Below are 24,209 nucleotides of genomic sequence, written 5' to 3'. Positions count from 1 at the left end.
TTTTGAAAATTGCTGGACTTCACGATGACTTCTATCAACTGGTTCCCCGGCCATATGCACAAGGCGCGTAAAGAGATCGCGCAGGTGATGGACGAGATCGACGTGGTAATTGAGGTGCTGGATGCGCGTCTGCCCATGTCGAGCGAGAACCCCCTGGTTGAGCAACTCAGAGGCGCCAAGCCGGTGCTGAAACTGCTGAACAAGCAGGATCTGGCCGACCCCGTGCGCACTCAGGAGTGGCTGGACTACTTGAACGCCCGTGAAAACACCCTGGCCGTGGCTCTGGATACCCAGCAGAAAAAACAGATCAAACAGATTCCTGAACTGTGCAAGAAGATGGTGCCGGCGCGGGTACGTCAGGAACGTCCGGTACGCGCCATGATCATGGGTATTCCCAATGTGGGCAAATCCACCCTGATCAATGCACTGTTGGGCCGCAAGATTGCCAAGGTAGGTAACGAACCGGCGGTGACCAAGGCGCAGAAACGATACAGCGTTCACAACGGCATGGCCTTGTCTGACACGCCGGGGATTCTCTGGCCGAAGATCGAAGACCCGGATTCAGGTTACCGTCTGGCAGCCAGTGGCGCGATTAAAGACACGGCCATCGAGCATGAAATGGTGGCAACCTATGCCGCGGGTTTCCTGCTGGAGGATTATCCGGAGCGTGTGATGGAGCGCTACAAGCTCAAAACCTTGCCGGAAGACCGCGACAGCATGCTGGATGCGCTGGGCCGTAAACGCGGTTGTCTTCGTCCGGGCGGCATCGTCGATTTGAACAAGGCTTCCGGCATCCTGCTGACAGAGTTGCGGGCCGGCAAGCTGGGTCGTATCACCTTTGAAACGGTGGACGAGTGGGAACGTAAACGTATTGAAGCCGAGATTGCAGCTGCAGAAGCAGCCGCCGAGGCAGCCCGAGAGGCAGAGGAAAACAAGCATGAGTCGTAACAAGAAATCACGTAAAGACAGCGCCCGCATGACGGTACTGGAACGCAAGCCCAAGAAACAGGAGCTCCTGGCTGACCCGACCAGCAAGGAAAGTCGTCGCAAGAAAGCGAAAGAGCAGCGTAAAAAGCACCAGTCGGTGTATGAAAAATCCCAGGCTACACAGAAAGCTCAGGAACGTGATACCCAGGCTGGCCGCCGCGGTACCCGTCATGGCGGCCCTCTGGCCGAGAAGATCCGCAAGTTGAACGCGGAAAAAAAAGAGCAGTCACAGCAGTCTGACGAAGATTAAGCCACTCAGGCGACCCCGGTGGAGATACGAGTGAAGTACGATGTCATTATCATAGGCGGTGGTGCCTCAGGGCTCATGTGCGCTGCAACCGCTGCCTACCGGGGCCGCAAGGTATTGCTGCTGGAACATACCAAGAAAATCGGGCGCAAAATCCTGATGTCCGGCGGCGGGCGTTGCAATTTTACCCATCTGCATAACACCCCCGCCAACTTTCTCTCGGCCAACCCGCATTTCTGCAAATCGGCCCTCAGTCGTTTCAGTGCAGCCGACTTTGTCGAGTTGGTGGATAGGCATGGTATCGAATACCACGAGAAGACGCCCGGCCAGCTGTTCTGTAATGAATCCAGCAAGGAAATCCTGCAGCTGCTACTGACGGAATGTGAATGGTCCGGCGCCGAGTTGATGACCGAAACCAGTGTGTTTGAAGTAGAGCAGGGCACAGCCGGCTATCATGTCCGAACGTCGCGCGGCCAGTTCGACGCCGAATCATTGGTCATTGCATCCGGTGGTTTGTCCATTCCCAATGGCGGGGCAACCGGCTTTGCCTACGAAGTGGCTGAACAGTTTGGTCTGCAGGTGACACCACGGCAGGCAGCCTTGGTGCCTTTTACGCTGCAACCGGATCTGCTTGAGCACCTCAAGCCTCTTTCCGGGGTTTCCCAGCCGGTGACAGTATCCTGCAACGGCATGAGCTTCACGGAAAACCTGTTGCTGACCCACCGAGGCTTAAGTGGTCCTTCGATTTTGCAGATTTCTTCCTACTGGAAGCCGGGTGACGAAATCGAAATCGACCTTCTGCCTCAGCTGGATCTGGATGCCTGGTTGAAAGAGCAGCGTCAGCAACGACCCAAAGCTGAATTGCGCACGCTGATGGCGCAGCACATGACCAAACGCCTGGCGCAGACACTCTGCGAACTATGGGACTTTGAGGGTGAAGTCGGGCAGTACAGTAATGCCCGACTACAGGAAGTAGTGCAGCAGTTTAAACACTGGCGCCTGAAACCTTCCGGTACCGAGGGCTACCGAACCGCCGAGGTTACGCTGGGTGGCATCGAAACCGATGAAGTTTCTCAGAAAACCTTCGAGGCCAAGAAAGCACCGGGCCTGTATTTCATTGGCGAGTGTCTGGATGTGACAGGTCACCTTGGCGGTCATAACTTCCAATGGGCCTGGGCATCCGGGTATTGCGCCGGTCAGTTTGTCTGAGCCGGCGCTTTCTATCAGGTTATTCCCACCAGCTTGAATAACGAGCTGTCGCTAAGGCGTCCAGACTCACCTGATCGCCAATTTGAGGTGTCAGCAGTTTTACCTCCCGACTGGCTGTGGCTGCGGTAATACGCTGGAAGGGTTCATCCCAGGCGTGCTTTGCCAGGGCAAACTTGCCTACATGAGCCGGAAGAAGCGTTTTGGCACCCAGCTCCTCGGCGGCCTGAGCTGCCTGCTCTGGCGTCATGTGTACATGGGCCCAACGGTCGTCGTACTGTCCATGATCCAAAGCAACCAGATCAAAACCATCAAAGCGTGTGGCTATCTCCTTAAAGTGAGGGCCATAGCCTGTATCCCCACTGAAAAGCAGACGCTTGTCGCTGCCTTCGAGAACAAAGCCGGCCCAAAGGGTCTTGCCACGCGTCAGCAGGCGTCCGGAGAAATGGCGTGCCGGAATCAGATGAAGTTTCAATTGTTCGTTCAGATCGAACGCATCGTACCAATCACCTTCGATAACCTGCTGCTGACTGTAACCCCAGTTGCGTAAATAGCCCCCCACACCCAGAGGGGTGATTACCTGGCTAACCTTGGGTTGCAAGGCTTGAATGCTGGCATAATCCAGATGGTCCCAGTGGTCATGGGTAATCAGCAAATAGTCGATTGCGGGCAGGTCAGTTGCTGTATAGCGGCTGGTGCCATCGAAGGCTCTGACAACGAAGGGGACAGGGGCGGCATAATCGCTGAATACAGGATCGATCAGAATACGTTTGCCGGCCATTTGCACGTAGAAGGATGAATGGCCCAACCAGATAACCAGGTCCTCATCAGGATCGAGGGCATGAAAATCCAGTGGTTGTGCAGGAATAGCCTGTTCAGGTCGCAGCTGTGCCGAATCTGCCGTCAGGTTCTCAAACAGAACGGACATGAATGACTGGTCCTGTGTGAACATGGGTGTGTCGATCAGGTTCTGGAACTGCCCATCACGATAGTTCGGAGAGGTTTGCAGAAGACTCAGGTGATCGCCCGTTGGCAAGTCGCCGAATTTGGGGTGCTGCATATAGGCCCATACCGAGCCTGATGCTACCAGAACCACGCCCAGCAGCCAGAGTAATGCCAATTTCAATGAAGGGGTCTTCCTGTATTTGGAGGTTAAATCCGGGCAGCAAAGGTGCCGGGGCCTGATTAAACAGGCCCCGGGCAGTTATCAGATCGGCTGCGCCGTGGGGCGGAACAGGATCTCGTTCACATCCACGTTTTCGGGCTCATTAATGGCAAAAGCTACCATACGCGCAAAACTGTCTGCCGGAATGGCAATCTGGTCGACAAATGCGCGAGTATCGGACTGGATTTTTTCATCACTGATATGGTCCAGCAGCTCGGTCGCAACGGCACCCGGAGAGACAATGGTAGTGCGGATGTTATACGGCTTCACTTCCTGACGCAGACCTTCCGAGAGCGCGCGCACGGCATGCTTGGTTGCGCAGTAAACGGTGGCATCCGGCCCCAGTTTGTGACCGTAAACGGATGAAACATTGATGATATGACCGGACTTCTGCTTCTGCATCTGTGGCAGGGCAGCCGCAATGCCGTACAAGGTGCCTTTCAGATTGACATCGATCATCTGGTCCCACTCGTTGGTCTTGAGCTGCTCCAAAGGTGCCAGCGGCATGATGCCGGCGTTATTGATCAGCACATCGATTTTGCCAAAGCTGTCAACGGTTGTGTTGATCAGTTCCTTTACCTGGGCTTCATCCACCACGTCGGTTTGAACGGCTTTCGCCTTGAATCCGGCGTCGGTCAGCTCCTTTTCAAGTGCACTGATACGGTCCAGGCGGCGTGCAGCCAGGACGACAGTCGCACCACATTCGGCAAGGTGGCGGGCCGCCGCTGCGCCGTTACCGCTGCTGGCACCTGTGATGACAATTACTTTTCCGGCGATGTTATTAAGCATGGTGAATCTCCTGGTTGAGTATCGGTTCAGTCGTTGTCAGCAGGTGAAATAACCACCCTCAGATTGTCTTCGGCGGTCAGCAGGCCAAGGTCGCCCTCGATGCGCCCGAGCCGAATCAGCCCGCGTGAATAGCCAAAGTCCCGATAGAAAATGGCGAGATTACCCCAGGGAGCGAAATAGGTGAGATCGCCGACTTCCGGATCTATCCCGTCGGGAAGACCTTTGGTAGGCAGCTTGCTCGGCAGATCGGCAATTTTCTCAGTGGCGTGATAGTCACTCAGGTCCAGTTCTAGCGGCAGTAAGCGGCTGAATGCTTCTGAGGCTGCATTCTGCTCCAGGGTTGCCTTGAGCTCGCCTTTATCCGTGGTAATGAGGATATTCATGAATTCTGTGCTCTGGTTGGCGGTTTCAGCATGACTGAAGGGCGAGATCAGCATTAATGCGATAACGGCAGAAGTGACCGATATCTTTGATAGCTGTCTGTACGTCAAATTGTGCGCCATCGCGTTCACCCTTTTCGGCATGGCCTTTTCGATGGCATACACGATAAGGGAGGAAACTGATGCAATAAATAGAGGTAAATTTCTATCTCTTATGAGCATGATTAATTAATCTATTGCTGAAAGAACAGGGCGACTGCCAACCTATAGAGGCTAGTGTAGTGCTAAGAGAAAATATTACTGACCTGATGTCCTTCGTTGTGGTAGCCCGTGTGGGCAGCTTTACCCATGCCGCCGCGCAGATTGGCGTATCCCAGTCGGCACTGAGTCATGCAATCAGAGGGCTTGAAAGTCGCCTGGGCGTGCGCCTGCTGACAAGGACGACGCGCAGTGTAGCGCCCACCAGCGAAGGCGAGCGTGTGCTGTCACGAATAGCGCCCTTATTGTCACAGATTGAAGAAGAGCTGCAGGGGGTCATCGATATGCGTGACCAACTGGCCGGTTCTTTCCGAATCACCACCAGCGACCATGCTGCCGATACCCTGATTTGGCCAAGACTGGCGCCCTTGTTGCAACAGTACCCCGATTTGAAGGTCGAGCTGGTCAATGATTACGGCCTGACTGACATCGTTGCCGAAAAGTTCGATGCGGGTGTACGCCTGGGAGAACACTTGTCGGATGGCATGATTGCGGTGCGTATAGGCCCTGACATGCGCTTTCTGCCGGTCGCCTCACCTGAGTATCTGGATCGGCATGGTATACCCGATCACCCCCAAGCCCTGACCGAGTACAGCTGTATCAATCTGCGTTTGCCAACGCACGGGGGTGTTTATGCCTGGGAATTTGAAAAATACGGCCGTGAATTGAAAGTACGTGTCGATGGTCAGTTAACCTTCAACAATATTTACCCAGTGATCCGGGCGGCGCTGGATGGATATGGGCTGGCATACGTGCCGGAAGACCTGGTGGAGGAGCCTATAAAGCAGGGCAGACTGAGGGCAGTACTGGAGGACTGGTGCCCGCCTTCAGCCGGGTATTTTCTCTATTACCCGCATCGTCGGCAGGACTCACGTGCCTTTCGGGTACTGGTCGATGCATTGCAGTATGACCCCGGACAATAGGAACCGGTTTACCTGCAGCTTCACATTCTTTGGGGCGAGACTCTGCTAATCTGGGTTTGTCATGATCTCTGTGCGGTTGATATCCGATCACTATGACGCTGATTGAAATCTTAAATTTACTTTGGTTATAAGCTTATGTGATTATGTTCTCAGTGCAGGCGAGCTTGCACATCAACGGAAGACAATTGGAGAAAGCAGATGGCACTTCGCATTAATGACACCGTTCCGAATCTTGATCTGAAAACTGATCTGGGTGATTTCAAACTGCATGATTTCATCGGTGACAGCTGGACAATCCTGTTCAGCCACCCGAAAGACTTTACGCCCGTCTGCACCACCGAATTTGGTGCCGTGGCCCAGTTGGCGGCCGAGTGGGAAAAGCGTGGCACCAAAGTAATCGGCCTGTCTGTCGATGGTGTTGACGAGCACGTTGAATGGAAAGCAGATATCGAGAAGTTCTCGGGTGCACCGGCAAAATTCCCGATCATCGCTGATGATGACTTGGCTGTATCCAAGGCACTGGACATGCTGCCCGCAGATGCCTACCTGGCGGATGGCCGCACAGCTGCAGACTCTGCCAGCGTACGTGTTGTGTTTATTTTCAGCCCGGACAAGAAACTGCAGCTGGCCATGACATACCCGATGTCTATCGGCCGTAACTTCGCAGAAGTGCTGCGTGCCCTGGATGCATTGCAGGCAACTTATCAGACACCCATCGCAACTCCGGCAAACTGGGTGAGCGGTCAGGACGTGATTGTTGCCCTGTCACTTAATGATGATGAAGCCAAAGCCAAGTTTGGCGATATCGATATCAAACTGCCGTACCTGCGTACCACCAAACAGCCGTAAGGGTTACTAACAGGCTGTAATTGAAATGCCCTGCCGGTAATGCTCCTCGGCAGGGCATTTTTGTATTCACAAGCCGTTGTGTTCAGGTTTCGGCGTGGACATCCTGAGCGCGCTTCTTCTTGCGTAACTTCCTCAGCAACCAACTCTCAAGTCGGCTGCAGTAATCGGCCAGCAGCAACATGAGCCCCAGGTAAAGACTGATCGCCAGTGAGACAGTGATACCCGTGTCACGGAATGTTTCGACCAAAAACAGAAACGGGTAATGCACCAGAAAGAGCGGGAACGACAGGTCACTGAGTTTGCGGACCAGGCCGGTCAAAGGCAGTTTCAGCGACTGCCAAGCGGTAGGCGGAAGCATCAACGCAAGATAGATGCCCAGGCCAAACTCGAACAGGCGACAGGGCGGAAACCAGTCACCCGGACGGCCGGGCATGAAGCCGTATTGACGGTATAACCAGCCTTCCACCTGCTCCAGCACGGATATATCCAGAAACGGCAGCCCCCATTGGCCGACATACCAGCGACTGGCAAGACTGACACAGAAGAGTATCAGCAATGCCGGGAGTGCCCAACGATTCAGCAGATACACCAGGGCCGGTGCCAGCATATAGAGACTCATAATCAGGCTGATATACCAGCTTGGCGGGTTATAAGGGCCACCCCAAAGTCCCCACCAGGCATAAAAGCCCGTCAGACTGCCGACCAGATCCACAGCAACACCATTGGGGAAGAGGTCGGGCATATCGCCCTGCAGCAATCCATCGCTCAGGGCGTAGCCGAACATGGCAAGCGGAATGGAGATCCAGTACAGCGGATAGATACGCTGTATCTTTTTAAACAGGTAAGCAGCGTAACCTTTAAGTGGTACCGGCCTGGCTAAACCGGCGAGAACACCGGACAACACCAGGAAAAGGGTTACTCCCACGCCTCCGAGACTGACAAAATAGATGTTCTTCCAGCCAAAGAACGCGCCGCTTTCATGCCCCAGAAGCTGCCCTGTATGCGCAATGAGCACCAGTGCTATTGCCAATATTCGAAGACTGTCGAGTAAAAGTGAACGCCCCATTGAACGACCTCGATGACCAGCAGGTATTCTGCGCTACTTTAGGGGAGGTCGATGACAGTTTGGATGCAGGCATGGAGGGGCAGAATTTCGTCCTGGGCACCGGAAGCATGCTAGAATTCGCGCCAGTTCACGTCGCCTGCTATCAGGCTAACCATTGCGAGGTTTTATGCCGCTAATGGAGTTTGTACTGCACCTGGAGCAGATACCTGCGACACCCTTCACCCACGAATCCAGAAAGTGACTCAATGGAAATCAAGGTAAATTTTCTCGATAACCTCCGACTCGAAGCCAAATTTGATGACTTCACCGTAACGGCGGACCAGCCTATCCGCTACAAGGGTGATGGCTCCGCGCCGAGTCCCTTTGATTACTTTCTGGCGTCGTCGGCACTCTGTGCGGCTTACTTCGTCAAGGTATACTGCAAGGCGCGCGACATTCCCACAGACGATATTCGCCTGTCACAGAACAACATCGTCGACCCGGAAAACCGCTACAACCAGATTTTCCAGATTCAGGTTGAGCTGCCGGACACTATTTCCGACAAGGACCGTCAGGGCATCCTGCGCTCCATCGATCGCTGTACCGTGAAGAGAGTGGTGCAGGAAGGCCCTGAGTTCAAGATTGATCAGGTCAAGAGTCTGGATGAAGACTCCGCGCTGCTGTTCTCTGACATGACCGAAGGTGATGGCCGCACCTACATTCCCGGCAAGGACCTGCCGCTGGAAGATACCATTGCCAACATGACCCGGGTGATTGAACAGCTGGGCATGAAAATCGAAGTTTCCTCCTGGCGCAATATTGTCCCGAACGTCTGGTCACTGCATATTCGCGATGCGGCCTCACCCATGTGTTTCACCAACGGTAAGGGTGCCAGCAAGGAAAGCGCGTTGTGTTCCGCGCTTGGCGAGTTTATCGAGCGTGCCAGCTGTAACTTCTTCTACAACGACCAGTTCTTCGGCGAAGAGATCGCCAACAGTGAGTTCGTTCACTACCCGACGGAAAAATGGTTCAAACCCGGGCCTGATGATGAAATCCCTGAAGGGCTGCTGGATGAATATTGTCTGGAGATCTATAACCCGGACGGAGAGCTGAAGGGCTCCAACCTGATCGATACCAACTCGGGACGTGCGGATCGAGGCATCTGTGCCATTCCGTACACACGTCAGTCGGATGGTGAAGCCGTCTATTTCCCGTCCAACCTGATCGAGAACCTCTTTGTCAGTAACGGCATGAGCGCGGGTAACACCCTGTCTGAAGCACAGGTTCAGTGTCTGTCGGAAATTTTCGAACGTGCGGTCAAGCGTGAAATCATTGAAAACGAGATCGCCTTGCCGGATGTTCCCCAGTCAGTTCTGGATAAATACCCGCATATCGTTGCCGGTATTCAGGGACTGGAAGAGCAGGGCTTCCCGGTTCTGGTAAAGGATGCTTCTCTGGGCGGTCAGTTCCCGGTGATGTGTGTCACGCTGATGAACCCGCGTACCGGTGGCGTCTTTGCCTCCTTTGGCGCACACCCCTGTTTCGAAGTGGCGCTGGAACGCAGTCTCACCGAACTGCTGCAGGGCCGCAGCTTTGAAGGCCTGAATGATGTGCCCCAGCCGACCTTCAACAGCCACGCGGTGACCGAGCCGAACAACTTTGTTGAGCACTTCATCGATTCCACTGGTGTGGTCTCCTGGCGCTTCTTCAGTGCCCGCTCTGACTATGAGTTCAATGAATGGGATTTCTCCGGCACCAGCGAGGAAGAAAATGCCTGCCTGATGGGCATTCTCGAGCAGCTGGGCAAAGAAGTGTATGTGGCCGTATTCGACGACCTGGGCGCAACTGCATGTCGTATCCTGGTACCGGATTATTCCGAGGTTTACCCGGTCGAAGATCTGATCTGGGATAACACCAACAAGTCGCTGTTGTTCCGTGAAGACATCCTCAATATCCACTCGCTGGATGAAGATGCGTTGGCCGACCTGGTCGAGCGTCTGGAAGAGAGTGAGCTGGATAATTACACCGAAGTGCCCACGCTGATCGGTATTGAGTTCGACGAAAATACCGTCTGGGGCCAGCTCTGTGTCGGTGAGCTCAAGGGCATGATCTATCTTGCGCTGCAGCAGTACGAAGAAGCCTATGATCTGGTGTGTGAGTTCCTGTCCTACAACGACAACACCGTTGAGCGCGGCCTTTATTACCAGGCACTGCGCGCAGTACTGGAAATCGTACTGGATGATGAGCTGGAGTTTGAAGACTACCAGCACAACCTGACGCGCATGTTTGGTGATGCAGTGATTGATGATGTCATCGGTGCCATTAATGGTGATCGTTCCTTCTGTGGCCTGACGCCCACCAATATGCAGCTGGAAGGGCTGGAACGTCATCAGAAACTGATTGAAAGCTACAAGAAACTGCATGCAGTAAGAGCTGCACGGGCCGGACTTTAAGCACATTTCGCGGCCCTTAGTGGAATACTTAAGGGCCGCACAGCTCCCGCAAGATGCACCCGAGCTGTAAAAAGAACCATACTTCACCTGTAACGGACTATAGGCTGATTCATAATGATCATTGTCCCTACCGAGAAGCGCCTTGACTGGCGTACCACCCCTGTTGTTCTGATCAGTATTCTGATTTTGAACACGCTGGTCTTTTTGTTCTACCAGAGCAATGACCAGCAGAAAATCAACGATGCCGTCACGGCCATGCATAATGCCGGCTATATCGAGCATGAATGGCCGGTTTTCGAGCGTTACCTTGAAGCTCAGCCCTCGCGTGAAGAGGAGTTGGACTGGGCCAGACAAGCCTATGACTCCGAGCAGGTCTACTGGCTTGCTCAGGCCATGCTGATGGACCGGAAATACTATGACCAGGTGCAAGGGGAAGCCCGGCAGGTATTTGATGAGCAGCTCTATGTTCGCTGGCGCAATAAGCGTCCGGAAATACAGGCGACCTTTGAATCAGTCAGCAGCTTTGCCTATGGCTTGAAGGCAACGGATGTATCCTTCACTACTTTGATAACCCACCAATTTCTGCATGGCGACCTGGGTCATCTGCTGGGCAATATGATCTTCCTGCTGATCTGTGGTTTTGCGGTAGAAGCGGCCATAGGGCATCTGCGTTTTCTGGCGTTCTACCTGCTGGGTGGCATTCTGGCTGGTGTAACCCAGGTCGTTACCAATCTTGGCAGTGATGTGCCACTTGTCGGTGCATCAGGCGCCATATCCGGGGTGATGGCGATGTACCTGGCAGTATTCAGGCTCAAGCGTATCGAGTTTTTTTACTGGATCTTCTGCTTTGCCGGTTATTTCCGTGCACCTGCCTTGATGATTCTGCCGTTGTATATCGGTAAGGAGGTCTACCAGTACCTCTTCATGGAAGGTTCCAATGTGGCGTATATGGCACATGCCGGTGGTTTTGTGGCCGGTGCCATTTTGATTGGCCTCTCGATGGCATTTAACCGCAACACCATCAACGACGACTATATAGAACAGGAACAGGGCATTTCAGCAAGGAATCAGGCACTGGCTGATATCTATAGCGCGATTGAGAACCTGCAGTTCGATTACGCCCGTAAACAGTTAAGTGATCTGATTGAGCGGGAAGGCCTGGACTTTGAGTTGGCCAAAATTCGTTACAACCTGGACAAAATCAAAGCGGGCAAAGCTGTTGAAAACAGCTTCCGTGAATTGATGACTCAGAAAGGCATGTCCTCGACTGAGCTTTCACAACTCAGCCGCCTTTGGATGGCAGAGACATCTGCGCAAACTATATTGCCAACCGGGGATCAATTGCAGTTGGCTTTTCGCTTTACCAAGCTGGACGACCTGACCGCCGCTGCAGGCATGACAGACTATCTATATCAGCAAAAAGCCGATCCCAGGGAGCTGTTACTGTTGCTCCAGCGTTTGGCATCCCGGTTTTCCAGTCAGAATAATCCACGCCAGGCGGCAAAGTATCAGAACTATATCCAGCAATTGACCAGGGAGGGTCATGATGGAGTCATGTAAGTATCACCCGGATACAGCACCTAATTTCACCTGTTCGCAATGCGAGATCGACCTGTGCAAGGAGTGTGTGGACCACTCAATTGCTGGTGAAGCACGTTGCTTTCATTGTGGTTCGCCACTGACTATTCGGGTAACGGCGTCCAGCATGGAATCCCTGGCCCGGCGCTTGCCCAAGGCGTTTCGCTATCCCATGACGGCTGATGCCATGATGTTCATCTTCGGTCTGAGTGTTGCCACTACCTTTTTAGCTGTCTTGCCGCTGGGCGGTTTTATCAAATTTTTGGCAATGCTGTTCTGCACAGGCTTGGCGGTGAACTACAGTTTTCTGTGCCTTAAAGCGACGGCGGCTGGCGATATGACACCACCAAGGCTACAGGAAGCAGCGGGTGGCTCATTAAGTATCCTGATCCGGCTGTTTGCCATCATTTTCATCACCGGCATTTTTCTTAATTTTGTTGCTTCTTCAGTCAGTTCAGCACTGGCTATTACGATTACACTGGTGCTGGTCATTGGCATTCCGGCCATGCTGATGTGCCTGGCCATGAGTGATTCGATCACTGAAGCCATTAATCCGGTCAACTTTATCGGGTTGATGCTTAAGACTGGCATTCCATACCTCATTCTGGTCGGCTTTCTATTTATCATGGTGAGCTCGGTTTCCCTGATTCAAGCCGTGATTGGTGACGACCTCCTGTTTTTGTCAGCCATTCTGCAGTCGGCAGCATCCAGTTACTACGCAATGGTGGCCTTTCATTTAATGGGATATCTGTTGTATCAGCATCAGGATGCGCTGGGGTATGTAAGCGAAGATGCAGAATCCGCATTGCTGTACCACGCTGAGCCCGAAGCGGTGACCCATGCACATGTCAGTATCTGTCTGAAAGAGGGCGACTATGAGCAGGCAAAAGGGTTACTGCATTCTGCCATCAAGCAGTCTCCAAAGATTCCTGCCTTGTGGCAGCGGTACTTTGACCTGCTATGCCAGATGGAAGATCGGCAGGCCCTCATGGATATGGCCGACAAGCACTTGAGCCTGTTACTCAAGCTTGATCAGGGGATACCCATGTTGCGCAACTATCGCAGATTGGTCCGTATCCTGCCCGAATATGTACCAGGGACGCCTGCGTTAAGGTTGAGCCTGGCGCGTTTGAACCTTGAAGGCGGTGATGCAAAAGCGGCCGTCAGGCTGTTGAACGGGTTGCATAAGGCATTCCCTGAGTATGATCGACTGGTCGAGTCAGGGATCTTGCTCAAAACTGCCCTTGAGGCAATGCCAAACATGGAAGCCCAGGTGGAAAAGTGCCAGAGCTTGATTGATCAGCTTCGGATCCGTTATCCGGAGCAGGTAGCAGAAGGGCAGGTGTAGTAAGGGTAAGTCAGGTGAGGGTTATGCAGGAGATCTGCTCTCCTGCATGAAACATATTTACTGCACAGGGTTTTTCGGCACCATCCAGTCCTGCGGACAGTCCACACAATCCACCATGTGAGTGCCCTGGAAGGTAGCGAAACGGATGCTGGCGCCGCGCAAGTCAGCACCTTCCATATTGGCATAATTCAGTTTGGCCTCCTGCAGGTTAGCGTTTTGCAGATTGCAGTTCAGGAAGCGGGTTTTAGTCGCCCACACCATCTCCAGGTTGGTGGCGTAGAGTACGGCATCGACAAAACGTGCGTTGCTCAGGCGTGCGAAAGAAAGGTCGGCTCCATCCAGGCGTGTTTCCTTGAACGATGCGCCCTGGGCATGCATGGCCCAACCCGCTACGGCAACCATATTGGCATAATCCAGCGTAGCGCCTTTCAGGTTCGCTTTTTCCAGGTTGGCGCGGCTAAGCAAGGCGTAACTGAGGTCTGCACCGCTCAGGTTGGCACCGCGTAAATCCGCATGGCGAAGATCGGCGTAACGCAGGTTGGCACCGCTGAGGTCAATGCGATCCAGCTGCTGGCCGGAGAGGTCCTGTGCTGACAAATCGGCACCGGAGCACTGGGCTTCAATACCGGGCTCACATTGAGCCGCCACTGCTGAAGACATTACCAGGGTCAGCACACCAGCTGAGATCAGGGTTGCTTTGGACATGATCAGATCTCCGTAAAAAGGGCCTGCCAAACGGCAGGCCCGGGGACAGCGTTAACCGTTTATGCGGTTATTATTTCTTGGCAACCTTGTCTGCCCATTTCGGCAGTTTGAAGGCCCAGAAAGAACCACCCTGAGGTACCGGCTTGGTCAGGTCAGCCATATCGCCACCCCACAGCGGCACTGCACCACCGTAACCAGAGGCAATACCGACGTACTGCTCGCCATCCATCTCCCAGGTGACCGGGCTGGAGACGATGCCGGAGCCTGTCTGGAACTTCCACAGCTCTTCGCCGGACTTGGCATCAAAGGCTTTCAGGTAACCGTCACCGGTACCGGTGAATACCAGACCACCCTTGGTAGTCAGGACGCCGGCCCACAGCGGCAGTTTTTCCTTGTGCTCCCAGGCAACATCGCCAGTCAGCGGGTCCATGGCACGCAGAATACCGACATGGTCGTCATACATCTTGCGGATACGGAAGCCCTGACCCAGGTAAGCTGCACCTTTCTGGTACGTTACTTCCTCAGTCCAGTAATCCTCTTTCCAGTGGTTACCCGGCACGTAGAACAGACCAGTATCCTGGCTGTAGGCCATCGGGTTCCAGTTCTTGCCGCCAAGGAAAGGCGGAGAAACTTCGATGGACTCACCCTTTTTCTCGCCAGGTTTGGGGGGCGGCGGACGCTGACCTTCTACCTCGGCCGGACGACCGGTTTTCGGGTCGATGTGTGTCGCCCAGGTGATGTTATCCACGAACGGGAAGGCGCGGATGAAATCACCGTCTTCGCGGTCAACAACGTAGAAGAAGCCGTTACGGTCAGCGTGCGCAGTGGCCTTTACGGTTTTACCGTCTTCTTCATATTCGAACAGCACCAGCTCATTGTTACCGGAGAAATCCCAGGCATCATTCGGCGTGTGCTGATAGAACCAGTCCACTTCACCGGTGGTCGGATCGACGGCTACCTGGCCAGAGGTGTAGAGGTTGTCGTAGTCCTGCGGGTTGCCGCCTTCAGAAGTACGCTCCCAGGTGTTCCAGGGCGCCGGGTTGCCGGCACCGACGATGATGCGGTTGTTCTCGACATCGAAGCTGGCGCTCTGCCAGGGTGCGCCACCGCCGTGGCTCCAGGCTTCAACCTTGCCGGTCGGGGAGTTGGGGTCATCCGGCCAGGTCGGCGCACGCGGGTCACCGGTCGGGGTGCTTTCTTCACCGTTCAGGCGGCCCATGTGGCCCTCGACAAACGGACGCATCCAGATCTCTTCGCCGGTATCCGGGTCACGGGCAAACAACTTGCCCACAACACCGAACTCATCACCGGAAGAGCCGTGAATCAACAGGACCTTGCCGGTTTTCTGATCCTTGATCAGAGTGGGAGCGCCGGTCATGGTGTAGCCGGCCGTGTGATCACCGAATTTCTTCTTCCAGACGACCTTGCCGGTATCCTTGTTCAGAGCAACCATGGCGGCATCCAGAGTGCCAAAGAACACCTTGTCACCAAAGATGGCTGCACCACGGTTTACAACATCACAGCAGGGGCGGATATCATCCGGCAGGCGTGCGGTGTAATCCCAGAGCTGCTTACCGGTTTTGGCATCGATTGCGAAAATACGGGAGTAGGAACCGGTGATGTAGATGACACCATCATGTACCAGTGCCTGGGATTCCTGGCCACGTTGCTTCTCGTCACCGAAAGAGAAAGACCAGGCCGGTGTCAGCATCTCGATGTTCTCAGTGTTGAGCTGAGTCATCGGGCTATAACGCTGGGCCTTGGGGCCAATACCATAGCCAAGAACATCTTCAGGTGTTGCCTGGTCATTCAGAATGTCATCCCAGGTCACTTCAGAAGTAGAAGCCTGTACAGTGGCGCTGCTCAGCCCGATCGCGGCGCCCAGTACGACCGCTTGTACTCGCTGGCTCAGCAGAGAACGGCGCGGGGCTGTTATTGTTTTTTTCATCATTTCAATACCCTGTTGGTGAATGACGACAGCTCATGAGGGGAGCTGAAGTGTGCAAGGGCATTGTGCGGACCGGACAGGAGAACCGGCCACGGCAAAGCACCCGACAAAACCGGGCTATGAGCGGAAGGAAAGTGGGAAAAATTCGGATAAGCCGGGAAAAAGTCCCGACTAATCAAAAGGTTACTCCTTAGTTTTACGACTTTGGGTGGTGGAAGTCAAACCTTGGTCGGCATTATTCTCAATTTTTACTACCAAGGGACCATATTTTGGGTGCCAAGGTGTAATTCTGACCTTTCCGACCCTGGTTCATCATGTGCCTCATCAATGTCGGGCAACTCGCCTTTCATTCCGATTTCCAGTTTTGATAACAATAACGGTGAACGCACATGTCTAAGCTGAATAAAATCACAGGTCTGGTTGCTACTGCTGCACTGACCGCAGCTGTTTCCGGAACCGTAATGGCGCACGGTGATGTGACCCCGCAGGCAGTGGATACAACTGGCCTGACTCCGCTGGGTGAAGAGTGGGCTGATACCAACCCGTACCGTGACAGCGATGATTTCGACCGTGCTGTCGAGATTGGTGCATCTGCTTATAACCAGAACTGTGCCCGTTGTCACGGTCTGGATGGCATTTCGGGTGGTATCGCACCGGACCTGCGTTACCTGACAGCTGATTACGACGGTGATGAGTGGTTCAAATACCGCGTCATTAACGGTGCTGTCCGTGACGGTGCTGTATACATGCCGAAAATGGCCGACACCCTGAGCCAGGAAGCCCTTTGGGCGATTCGTAGCTGGCTGGAGACCAAGTATGTTGAGGAATAAGCTGCCCAAACTGCTTATTTCCCTATGCATTAGCCTGCTCGCTTGCGAGCAGGCTTTTGCGCGTTTGTACGATGACGTTATGGCGTCCGGCTACATCCGCATGGGTGTATACAAGGATTTTCCGCCGTACTCATTCGTACAAGAAGGGAAACCGGCCGGTGTAGACGTTGAAATTGCCCAGCGTGTGGCTGAGGCGTTCGATCTGGAGCTACAGGTCCACTGGATTACACCGGATGAAAATCTGGAAGATGACCTGCGCAACAATGTCTGGAAAGGTCACTACCTGGACAAGGATCAGGAAAACCCGCTGGCAATGAAGACACTGGCGGATGTGATGCTGCGCGTGCCCTACGACAAGCAGTATGCCTACAAGCAGGATTCGCTTGGCTACCTGATCAATGAAATGGTGGTGATGATGGCACCTTACCAGCAGGAACGCTGGCAAGTGGCATACGACTCCGAGCGTCTGGATGCAGTGCGAACCGTGGCTGTGTTCCAGTATGAGCCCATTGGAGTAGAGGTGGATAGCGTGCCGGCCTTCTACTTCACATCCGCCATGCGTGGGCGCATGCGTGATATGACACATCATTTCCCGACGCCACGGGATGCCTTTGCCGCCATGCAGTCGGGCGAAGTGGCCGCGGTTATGGCCATGCAGTCAGAGATCGACTGGCTTCTGAGCGAAGCTGATGATAGCCAGTATCGACTGGCCGAAAACGGATTTCCCACCATGGGCAAGCAAACCTGGGATATTGGCATTGCTATCCGTCAGACCGACCGTCAGCTGGGGTATGCCGTTGAAGCCGTATTGGACAAGATGATTCGATCCGGTGAAATGGCTGAAATCTTTGCCCGTTACGGCCTGCGCTATACCAAGCCGGAGTTTTATCAGGTCGCCGAGGAGGCTGCCATTTCTGAATAACCGGCTGCCTGACAATAAAAACAAAAGAGGTAGACTCATGAAGCTCAAGCAACGCCTGACGGCAGGGACTCTGTCCCTGCTGCTGGCGGGCCCCCTGATGGCGGCTCAGCCAGCCGATCCCCTTGACTCTGTCATGTGGGAGTACACCCGCGATATTTTCATCGGTAACGACGATTATCGCTTTGATCCGGACATCCAGGTGGATGTTCCTGCCTTCGCCGAAGATCCAACCCAGGTTCCCATTACCATCGATGCCCGTGCACACGCCGGCAATATTGAAAAGATGGTTGTCTGGGCTGACCTGAATCCCATTCAGCATGTACTCAACTATTACCCGGGCAGTGGTGCCAACCCCAAGGTGTCGCTGAGAATCAAGGTTCAGCAAAGTACGGCAGTCCGTGCGGCAGTACTGACCCGGGATGGGCTCTGGCATGTTGGCTATGCACAGCTCGATGCAGCCGGTGGTGGTTGCACCACGCCGAGCATGGGCAATGCTGACCCTTATTGGCAAAGCCATCTGGGTGAAATCCAGTCACGTCGCTTCCAGAGTGGTCAGGACGACAGTGCTCGTTACAAATTCCGTGTTATTCACCCTATGGATACCGGTCTGGTTGATGCCATTCCTGAATTCTATCTGGAGCAGGTAGAAGTCAGAGATGCCGAGAATCAGACGGTTGTGCGCATGGAGCTGTCACCGCCGGTATCCGAGAACCCGGTATTTACCTTCGATCTCAAGGACCAGGCCAATGAATATCACCTCTGGTTGCGTGACAACGGTGGCAACGAATTCGAGCAGGCGTTATAGGAGGCAGGGATGAAGAATCTGTTTGTAATCGCATTGCTGATGATTCAGCCGGCGGTAGCGGCCAAGCTGGAATACAATCTGGATGCCGAGCAGGTAGCGGAAAACACCTGGTTTGTCGAAGGTACAACAGAAGACTTCAGTTTTGAGAATGGCGGTAACATCGTCAATACCGCTTTCATTGCAACGGGAGAGGGGGTATTGGTGCTCGATACCGGTGTATCGCGCCGCTACGGTGAAGAGTTGCGCTCCCTGATCGAGGCAACCACAGAGCAACCGATCAAACTGGTCATCAATACCCATCAGCACCCTGATCATTTCCTCGGTAATCAGGCCTTTACGGAAGCACCCATTGCGTCGCTGGCCAAAACACAGCAGCAGATTGAACAAAGCGGTGATGCCTTTGCCGAGAATATGTACCGACTGGTTGGTGACTGGATGCGCGGTACCGAGTCGATCACGCCTGATCAGGTGCTGGAACCTGGCATGGTGCAGATGGGCGAGCACAAGCTCGAGTGGATCGAGCTGACTGGCCATAGTGGGGCTGATCTGGTGCTGTTCGATCATACCACCGGGGTACTGTTCCCCTTTGATATGGTGTTTTATCAGCGTGCCTTAACCACGCCCCACACGCCCGGACTCAAGCAGTGGCGTTCCGAGCTGGAGCAGCTGCGACAGATCCCCTTCAAGCTGATGCTGCCGGGACACGGTCCCGCTGTAACAGATGCCCGTGCACTTGATCAGATGCAGGCCTATCTGGATTGGCTGGATACTACATTCACGCATGCGGCAGAACAGGGTTTGAGCATGACTGAAGTGATGGCACTGCCTATCCCGGAGCAATTTAACAGCATCAGTTTGCGCCAGCAGGAGTTTGAACGCTCGGTGTTCCATCTCTACCCCGACTATGAAGCGGCCGCTTTTTGATCGGCTCTCCAATTTTTGACCATGCTGAAGGCCCCGTTTTACGGGGCCTTTTAGCGAGTATTACTACCAAGTGAGGATAAAACTGCTTCGCCGGTTCAATTGTGAGATTGCACCCCAAATTCAAGAATGCCCAAACGGGTCGGGAACTTTTCCCGACTGCTCCTGGAAAACAAAAAATCCTAAAAGGGGACAGCGATGAAGAAATTTGGCCGCAGCACAGGCTTTGCAGTATCCACGCTGGTTGCTGCCATGTCCTTTGCCGGAATGGCACAGGCGGGCATCACCGACAAGGATATTCTGGCTGACCAGATGACGACTGACGATGTCGTGTCTAACGGTCTGGGTCCGCGTGGGCAGCGTTACAGCCCGCTGGACAAGCTGAACACTGAAACCGTAAAGGAACTGCGTCCGGTATGGTCGTTCTCCTTCGGTGGCGAGAAACAGCGTGGTCAGGAATCTCAGCCGATGGTTAAGGATGGCGTCATGTACGTCACCGGTTCCTATTCACGTGTATTCGCAATTGACGCCAAAACCGGCGATGAGCTCTGGGAATACAACGCACGTCTCCCCGACGGCATCATGCCGTGCTGTGACGTAATCAACCGTGGTGTTGCCCTGTATGGCGACCTGGTCATCTTCGGTACTCTTGATGCCAAACTGGTTGCCCTGAACAAGGACACCGGTAAGGTTGTCTGGAAAAAGAAAGTAGCTGACTACAAGGAAGGTTACTCTCTGACCGCCGCGCCTCTGGTGGTTAAAGGCAAAATCATTACCGGTGTGTCTGGTGGTGAGTTCGGTGTAGTGGGCAAGGTTGAAGCCTACGACGCGGTAACGGGTGACATCGTTTGGACACGTCCGACCGTTGAAGGTCACATGGGTTACATCTGGAAAGATGGCAAAAAAGTCGAAAACGGTATTTCCGGCGGCAAGGCGGGTGAAACCTGGCCGGGCGATCTGTGGAAGACCGGTGGTGCTGCAACCTGGCTGGGCGGTACCTACGATCCGGAAACTGACCTGATGTTCTTCGGTACCGGTAACCCGGCTCCGTGGAACTCTCACCTGCGTCCGGGTGATAACCTGTTCTCCTCTTCACGTCTGGCAATCGACCCGGATACCGGCAAGATCGTTTGGCACTTCCAGACCACGCCGCATGATGGCTGGGACTTTGACGGTGTAAACGAGCTGATCTCCTTCGACTACGAAGAAGGCGGTAAAACGGTTAAGGCAGCGGCTACTGCTGACCGTAACGGTTTCTTCTACGTCCTGAACCGTGAAAACGGCGACTTCATCCGTGGCTTCCCGTTCGTCGACAAAATCACCTGGGCTGAAGGCCTGGATGACAAGGGTCGTCCAATCTTCAAAGAAGGCGGTCGTCCGGGTAACCCGGCAGATGCCAAAGAAGGCAAGAAAGGCGAGTCTGTTGTCTCTGCTCCGTCCTTCCTGGGTGGTAAGAACTGGATGCCGATGGCTTACAGCCAGGACACTGAGCTGTTCTATGTTCCGTCCAACGAGTGGGCCATGGATATCTGGAACGAGCCGGTTTCCTACAAGAAAGGTGCTGCTTACCTGGGTGCCGGTTTCACCATCCGTCCGATGAATGAAGATTACATCGGTGTGCTGCGTGCGATCGACCCGAAAACCGGTAAGGAAGCCTGGCGCTATGAGAACTACGCGCCGCTGTGGGGTGGTGTGCTGACAACCAAGGGTAACCTGGTGTTCACCGGTAACCCGGAAGGCTACCTGATGGCCTTTGACGCCAAGACCGGTGAGATGCTGTACAAGTTCAACACCGGCTCCGGCATCGTTGGTTCCCCGATTACCTGGGAAGATGATGGCGAGCAGTTCGTCTCTGTCGTCTCCGGTTGGGGTGGTGCGGTACCGCTGTGGGGTGGTGAAGTCGCCAAGCGCGTCAAGCACCTGAACCAGGGTGGTTCTGTATGGACCTTCAAGCTGCCTAAATAACGCCTGACCTTTACCTTCAAGCGTTACCCAAGCCCTGCCGGCACTGCCGGCGGGGCTTTGTCCGTTTGTACTTTGTGCTATAAAAAGCCCTTAAATATCAATATGATGAATATATTATCTTTGCTGCGACTGCGTCTAATACCAGGGGGCAGGGTCGTAATACTCTGGTAGTTGGCAGGGTATTGCTACAGACCAGCCGCAACCAATGTAGCATCCTAAACCCGCCATAGAAGCATGTTGCAAATACCCGCCAGAACGGATCATCAGGGCATCGTAATCACGATGTCATGAACGAACTTCCATCTGGGGGAAATATGAAGAATAAGAATTTGTCCATGAAACTGCTGCCGGCAATGGTTGCACTGGGCATGGCCGCACAGGCACAGGCGGGCATTACCTTGTACGACAAGGACGGCACCACTTTCAGCACTGATGGTCTGATCAACGCTTTCTACGTACACAGTGAAAACGACGACCGTGAGCAGTCACGCGTGAAAATGGGCTTCCTGCCCAACTACATCGGCTTCAACTTCGGCAAGGACACTGGCGATCTGCAGCTGGGTGCCCGTTCCTCTTTCTGGGTGAGCATCAACGATTCCGACGTTGTGCGTGCCAACAACCAGGGCCGCGGCGAATCCCTGGGTACCGACACCGGTATCGATGTACGTCAGTTCTACGGCACTGTTGATGCTGACTGGGGTCAGGTCCTGATCGGTAAAGACTTTGGTCTGTTCAACCGTACCAACATCATGTCTGACGAACTGCTGCTGGGCTACGGCCAAACCTCTGATGCGCTGGGCCTGATCGATGGCGGCAACGTATCCTTCGGTAACATTGGCAGCGGTTACACTTACCCGTTCCCGAAAGCTCAGATCACCTATCGCAGCCCGGCCAAACATGGCCTGCAGCTGGCAGTTGGTATCCTGGATCCGAGCAAATCAGACGTGGACTCGTCTGAAGACACCCCGCGCTTTGAAGGTGAGCTGACCTACAGCGCCGATTACAACAACACCGCATTTAAAGCCTGGATCGGTGGCCTCTACCAGAGCTCTGACGATCCCGATGGTACCGATGTAAACAGCATCGATTCCACTGGCGTTTCCTTCGGTGCCAACGTTAAGTTTGGCGGCCTGTCTCTGACCGCTTCCGGTTTCGAGAGCGAAGGTATCCACCCGGCTGCAATCGACAATTTTGTAGTTGCTGAAGCGGCGGAAATGGAAGGTTACCTGCTGCAGGGTTCATACACCTTCGGTAAAAACCGCGTAGCCCTGTCTTATGGTGAGAACGAAGGCGAAAATGGTGTCGACTTCACCTACGAAAACACCGCTGTTGCCTGGTTCTACACTGTGAACGACAACCTGAAACTGGTTGCTGAATATGACCAGACGGAAATCGATGGCTCCACTCTGGGTAAAGAAGAAAACGACACCGTTGCACTGGGCGCTGTTATGACCTGGTAATACGAGCTGTCGTAGTGCCTGCCGCACAACTGGACCCCTTCACCGGTTGTGCGGTTTTTTTATGCCTGAATGATGCTTATAGTGCTTAAGTAGTACAAAACCTCAGCATTGGGATGTCTTTTCCCTCAAAAAAAGATAAAACCTTTTATATTCATTGGTTTGTGTACGACTCAAGGCTTTTTAGAAGATACTGAAGTAGCATTACTGCCGAGTTGTAACAGCAGATACAATTATCCTGTGTAAATCCTAGCGCGAGTGAGAGCCATGAACGCGCCACTGTTTCAAGAGCCGGTACGATCGGCCATGTCTTCACATCGAGATGTCGGGCGCGCTGCAACAGAACTCGCTGCGCAATTGTCACATCCTGATCTCGGTTTTGTGTTGTTTTTTTGTTCCGCAGAATATGATCTCGGAGCCTTGTCGTCTGCTCTGGAAGCGGCCTTTGCCGGCGTGCGCCTGGCAGGCTGCACTACGGCAGGGGAGTTGACGCCGCGCGGCTATGACCAGGGCACTATTACGGCCCTGGGGTTTGATCGCAACCTGTTTGCCGTCGAAGTGGGCCTGGTCGAAGAACTCGAGACCTTCACCTTGCCACGTGCGCAAAAGCTGGTGGATACCCTGATCGGCCGTTGTCGTGATACGCGTGTCGCACCCATCAAGGGACGCACCTTCGCCCTGACGTTACTGGACGGTCTGTCCAGCCAGGAAGAACAGGTACTGGTAACCCTGGACTCCGCACTGGGCAGCATCCCCCATTTTGGTGGTTCTGCCGGTGACGATATCCATCTGACCGGTACCCATGTATACGTAGATGGCGCTTTTCGCACTCAAGCGGCTGTCGTGGTAATGGTGAATACCCCTCTGGATTTCGAGGTGTTTACCACGCATCACATGCAGAGCCTGGAAAAGAAGCTGATTGTCACCGAAGCTGATCCGGCTACCCGCACCGTGTATGAACTGAATGCAGAACCGGCAGCGGTTGAGTATGCCCGCCTGTTGGGTATCGAGCTGGATGATCTGGATTTTGGTACTTTCGCCATGAATCCGCTGGCGGTGCGTATCGGTCAGGAATACTTTGTACGCTCCATTCAGAAGGTAAATCCGGACCTGAGCCTGACCTTCTACTGTGCCGTCGAGAACGGCATCGTTCTGACGGCCATGCGCCCTGATGCCATGCTGGCCAATTTGCGTCATCGCCTGGACGGAATCGAAAGCACGCTTGGTGAGCCTCTGATCACCATTGGCTGCGACTGCTTCCTGCGCCGTCTGGAAGCGGAGCTGACCGGCCAGGCGGATGAAACCTCGCGCCTGTTGGTGCAACATAACGTGGTGGGCTTCAACACCTACGGTGAGCAGTTTGATGGCATGCATATCAACCAGACATTTACTGGTGTGGTAATCGGACGGACGCAGAATGACTACTGA

General features: G+C 54.0%; 21 protein-coding genes. 15 read left to right on the top strand and 6 right to left on the bottom strand.

All coding sequences use genetic code 11. The annotated features are described in order from the left end of the window. The first annotated feature begins 24 nt into the window (after positions 1-24). From ylqF to BW956_RS08770, 3 genes are read left to right on the top strand one after another with little or no spacing between them, the layout of a single operon-like run. Positions 25-948 (top strand): ribosome biogenesis GTPase YlqF, encoded by a 924-nt coding sequence (gene ylqF, locus BW956_RS08780; RefSeq protein ID WP_010324024.1) that lies wholly within the window; start codon positions 25-27, stop codon positions 946-948. Then, positions 938-1,237, top strand: a complete 300-nt coding sequence (locus tag BW956_RS08775) for a hypothetical protein (protein ID WP_076462428.1) — start codon at positions 938-940, stop codon at positions 1,235-1,237. Before ylqF ends, BW956_RS08775 begins: the two co-directional genes overlap by 11 nt. Before the next feature lie 30 nt (positions 1,238-1,267). Continuing rightward, the gene (locus BW956_RS08770; protein ID WP_076462427.1) at positions 1,268-2,443 is read left to right on the top strand and encodes a BaiN/RdsA family NAD(P)/FAD-dependent oxidoreductase; all 1,176 of its coding nucleotides are present in this window, start codon (positions 1,268-1,270) and stop codon (positions 2,441-2,443) included. A 19-nt stretch (positions 2,444-2,462) separates the two neighbouring features. Here BW956_RS08770 and BW956_RS08765 read toward each other — a convergent pair whose 3' ends face one another. From BW956_RS08765 to BW956_RS22545, 3 genes are all read right to left on the bottom strand, one after another. Beyond that, positions 2,463-3,566 carry an MBL fold metallo-hydrolase gene (locus BW956_RS08765; RefSeq protein WP_076462426.1) on the bottom strand — a complete coding sequence of 368 codons (1,104 nt, stop codon included), beginning with the start codon at positions 3,564-3,566 and terminating at the stop codon, positions 2,463-2,465. 81 nt (positions 3,567-3,647) lie between these two features. Further along, complete coding sequence (locus tag BW956_RS08760; RefSeq protein ID WP_076462425.1) at positions 3,648-4,394, bottom strand: SDR family oxidoreductase; 747 nt, start codon at positions 4,392-4,394, stop codon at positions 3,648-3,650. A 26-nt stretch (positions 4,395-4,420) separates the two neighbouring features. Further along, complete coding sequence (locus tag BW956_RS22545) at positions 4,421-4,996, bottom strand: cyclophilin-like fold protein (RefSeq protein WP_217695114.1); 576 nt, start codon at positions 4,994-4,996, stop codon at positions 4,421-4,423. Between the two features lie 59 nt (positions 4,997-5,055). On the opposite strand from BW956_RS22545, the gene BW956_RS08750 reads away from it, so the two are divergent. After that, positions 5,056-5,955 (top strand): LysR family transcriptional regulator, encoded by a 900-nt coding sequence (locus tag BW956_RS08750; RefSeq protein WP_076462424.1) that lies wholly within the window; start codon positions 5,056-5,058, stop codon positions 5,953-5,955. 198 nt (positions 5,956-6,153) lie between these two features. After that, positions 6,154-6,804, top strand: coding sequence for a peroxiredoxin (locus BW956_RS08745; protein WP_076462423.1), 651 nt, complete (start codon positions 6,154-6,156; stop codon positions 6,802-6,804). Between the two features lie 82 nt (positions 6,805-6,886). Here the strand turns inward: BW956_RS08745 and BW956_RS08740 are convergent, their stop codons facing one another. Then, complete coding sequence (locus BW956_RS08740) at positions 6,887-7,870, bottom strand: acyltransferase family protein (protein ID WP_076462422.1); 984 nt, start codon at positions 7,868-7,870, stop codon at positions 6,887-6,889. A 245-nt stretch (positions 7,871-8,115) separates the two neighbouring features. Between BW956_RS08740 and BW956_RS08735 the strand changes: the two genes are divergently transcribed. The 3 genes from BW956_RS08735 to BW956_RS08725 all read left to right on the top strand — a co-directional run bounded on the left by BW956_RS08735 (position 8,116) and on the right by BW956_RS08725 (position 13,228). Continuing rightward, positions 8,116-10,302 (top strand): OsmC domain/YcaO domain-containing protein, encoded by a 2,187-nt coding sequence (locus tag BW956_RS08735; protein WP_076462421.1) that lies wholly within the window; start codon positions 8,116-8,118, stop codon positions 10,300-10,302. Positions 10,303-10,416: 114 nt separating this feature from the next. Next, entirely contained in the window at positions 10,417-11,862 is a 1,446-nt protein-coding gene (locus tag BW956_RS08730) for a rhomboid family intramembrane serine protease (protein WP_076462420.1), read from the top strand. Further along, positions 11,846-13,228, top strand: a complete 1,383-nt coding sequence (locus tag BW956_RS08725; RefSeq protein ID WP_139327152.1) for a tetratricopeptide repeat protein — start codon at positions 11,846-11,848, stop codon at positions 13,226-13,228. The genes BW956_RS08730 and BW956_RS08725 overlap by 17 nt, the downstream gene beginning before the upstream one ends. 57 nt (positions 13,229-13,285) lie before the next feature. On the opposite strand, the gene BW956_RS08720 is transcribed toward BW956_RS08725, so the two are convergent. Further along, the gene (locus BW956_RS08720; protein ID WP_076462418.1) at positions 13,286-13,933 is read right to left on the bottom strand and encodes a pentapeptide repeat-containing protein; all 648 of its coding nucleotides are present in this window, start codon (positions 13,931-13,933) and stop codon (positions 13,286-13,288) included. Positions 13,934-14,003: 70 nt separating this feature from the next. After that, positions 14,004-15,884: a PQQ-dependent methanol/ethanol family dehydrogenase gene (locus tag BW956_RS08715; protein ID WP_076462417.1), complete on the bottom strand. Its 1,881-nt coding sequence runs from the start codon at positions 15,882-15,884 to the stop codon at positions 14,004-14,006. A 386-nt stretch (positions 15,885-16,270) separates the two neighbouring features. On the opposite strand from BW956_RS08715, the gene pedF reads away from it, so the two are divergent. From pedF to nosP, 7 genes are all read left to right on the top strand, one after another. Then, positions 16,271-16,711 (top strand): cytochrome c-550 PedF, encoded by a 441-nt coding sequence (gene pedF / locus BW956_RS08710; RefSeq protein WP_076462416.1) that lies wholly within the window; start codon positions 16,271-16,273, stop codon positions 16,709-16,711. Further along, positions 16,698-17,633: a substrate-binding periplasmic protein gene (locus BW956_RS08705; RefSeq protein WP_076462415.1), complete on the top strand. Its 936-nt coding sequence runs from the start codon at positions 16,698-16,700 to the stop codon at positions 17,631-17,633. The genes pedF and BW956_RS08705 overlap by 14 nt, the downstream gene beginning before the upstream one ends. A 37-nt stretch (positions 17,634-17,670) precedes the next feature. Further along, entirely contained in the window at positions 17,671-18,438 is a 768-nt protein-coding gene (locus tag BW956_RS08700; RefSeq protein ID WP_083702993.1) for a quinoprotein dehydrogenase-associated SoxYZ-like carrier, read from the top strand. A gap of 9 nt (positions 18,439-18,447) precedes the next feature. Continuing rightward, positions 18,448-19,362, top strand: a complete 915-nt coding sequence (locus BW956_RS08695) for a quinoprotein relay system zinc metallohydrolase 1 (RefSeq protein ID WP_076462414.1) — start codon at positions 18,448-18,450, stop codon at positions 19,360-19,362. 195 nt (positions 19,363-19,557) lie between these two features. After that, complete coding sequence (locus BW956_RS08690) at positions 19,558-21,324, top strand: PQQ-dependent methanol/ethanol family dehydrogenase (protein WP_139327151.1); 1,767 nt, start codon at positions 19,558-19,560, stop codon at positions 21,322-21,324. Between the two features lie 314 nt (positions 21,325-21,638). Further along, a complete protein-coding gene (locus tag BW956_RS08685; protein ID WP_040886301.1) occupies positions 21,639-22,784 on the top strand; it encodes a porin in 1,146 nt (381 codons plus the stop codon). 264 nt (positions 22,785-23,048) lie between these two features. Beyond that, positions 23,049-24,209, top strand: a complete 1,161-nt coding sequence (gene nosP / locus BW956_RS08680; RefSeq protein ID WP_076462413.1) for a nitric oxide-sensing protein NosP — start codon at positions 23,049-23,051, stop codon at positions 24,207-24,209.

This window comes from Marinobacterium stanieri, from assembly GCF_900155945.1.
In the GTDB taxonomy this organism is placed as follows: domain Bacteria; phylum Pseudomonadota; class Gammaproteobacteria; order Pseudomonadales; family Balneatricaceae; genus Marinobacterium; species Marinobacterium stanieri.
This window is presented reverse-complemented; position numbering and strand designations above follow the sequence as displayed.

Excerpts from the sequence above, each read along its gene's own strand:
- ylqF (WP_010324024.1), top strand. The coding sequence starts at position 25 with ATGACTTCTATCAACTGGTTCCCCGGCCATATGCACAAGGCGCGTAAA.
- BW956_RS08775 (WP_076462428.1), top strand. The coding sequence starts at position 938 with ATGAGTCGTAACAAGAAATCACGTAAAGACAGCGCCCGCATGACGGTA.
- BW956_RS08760 (WP_076462425.1), bottom strand. The coding sequence starts at position 4,394 with ATGCTTAATAACATCGCCGGAAAAGTAATTGTCATCACAGGTGCCAGC.
- BW956_RS22545 (WP_217695114.1), bottom strand. The coding sequence starts at position 4,996 with ATGCTCATAAGAGATAGAAATTTACCTCTATTTATTGCATCAGTTTCC.
- BW956_RS08745 (WP_076462423.1), top strand. The coding sequence starts at position 6,154 with ATGGCACTTCGCATTAATGACACCGTTCCGAATCTTGATCTGAAAACT.
- BW956_RS08740 (WP_076462422.1), bottom strand. The coding sequence starts at position 7,870 with ATGGGGCGTTCACTTTTACTCGACAGTCTTCGAATATTGGCAATAGCA.
- BW956_RS08735 (WP_076462421.1), top strand. The coding sequence starts at position 8,116 with ATGGAAATCAAGGTAAATTTTCTCGATAACCTCCGACTCGAAGCCAAA.
- BW956_RS08730 (WP_076462420.1), top strand. The coding sequence starts at position 10,417 with ATGATCATTGTCCCTACCGAGAAGCGCCTTGACTGGCGTACCACCCCT.
- BW956_RS08725 (WP_139327152.1), top strand. The coding sequence starts at position 11,846 with ATGATGGAGTCATGTAAGTATCACCCGGATACAGCACCTAATTTCACC.
- BW956_RS08720 (WP_076462418.1), bottom strand. The coding sequence starts at position 13,933 with ATGTCCAAAGCAACCCTGATCTCAGCTGGTGTGCTGACCCTGGTAATG.
- BW956_RS08715 (WP_076462417.1), bottom strand. The coding sequence starts at position 15,884 with ATGATGAAAAAAACAATAACAGCCCCGCGCCGTTCTCTGCTGAGCCAG.
- pedF (WP_076462416.1), top strand. The coding sequence starts at position 16,271 with ATGTCTAAGCTGAATAAAATCACAGGTCTGGTTGCTACTGCTGCACTG.
- BW956_RS08705 (WP_076462415.1), top strand. The coding sequence starts at position 16,698 with ATGTTGAGGAATAAGCTGCCCAAACTGCTTATTTCCCTATGCATTAGC.
- BW956_RS08700 (WP_083702993.1), top strand. The coding sequence starts at position 17,671 with ATGAAGCTCAAGCAACGCCTGACGGCAGGGACTCTGTCCCTGCTGCTG.
- BW956_RS08695 (WP_076462414.1), top strand. The coding sequence starts at position 18,448 with ATGAAGAATCTGTTTGTAATCGCATTGCTGATGATTCAGCCGGCGGTA.
- BW956_RS08690 (WP_139327151.1), top strand. The coding sequence starts at position 19,558 with ATGAAGAAATTTGGCCGCAGCACAGGCTTTGCAGTATCCACGCTGGTT.
- BW956_RS08685 (WP_040886301.1), top strand. The coding sequence starts at position 21,639 with ATGAAGAATAAGAATTTGTCCATGAAACTGCTGCCGGCAATGGTTGCA.
- nosP (WP_076462413.1), top strand. The coding sequence starts at position 23,049 with ATGAACGCGCCACTGTTTCAAGAGCCGGTACGATCGGCCATGTCTTCA.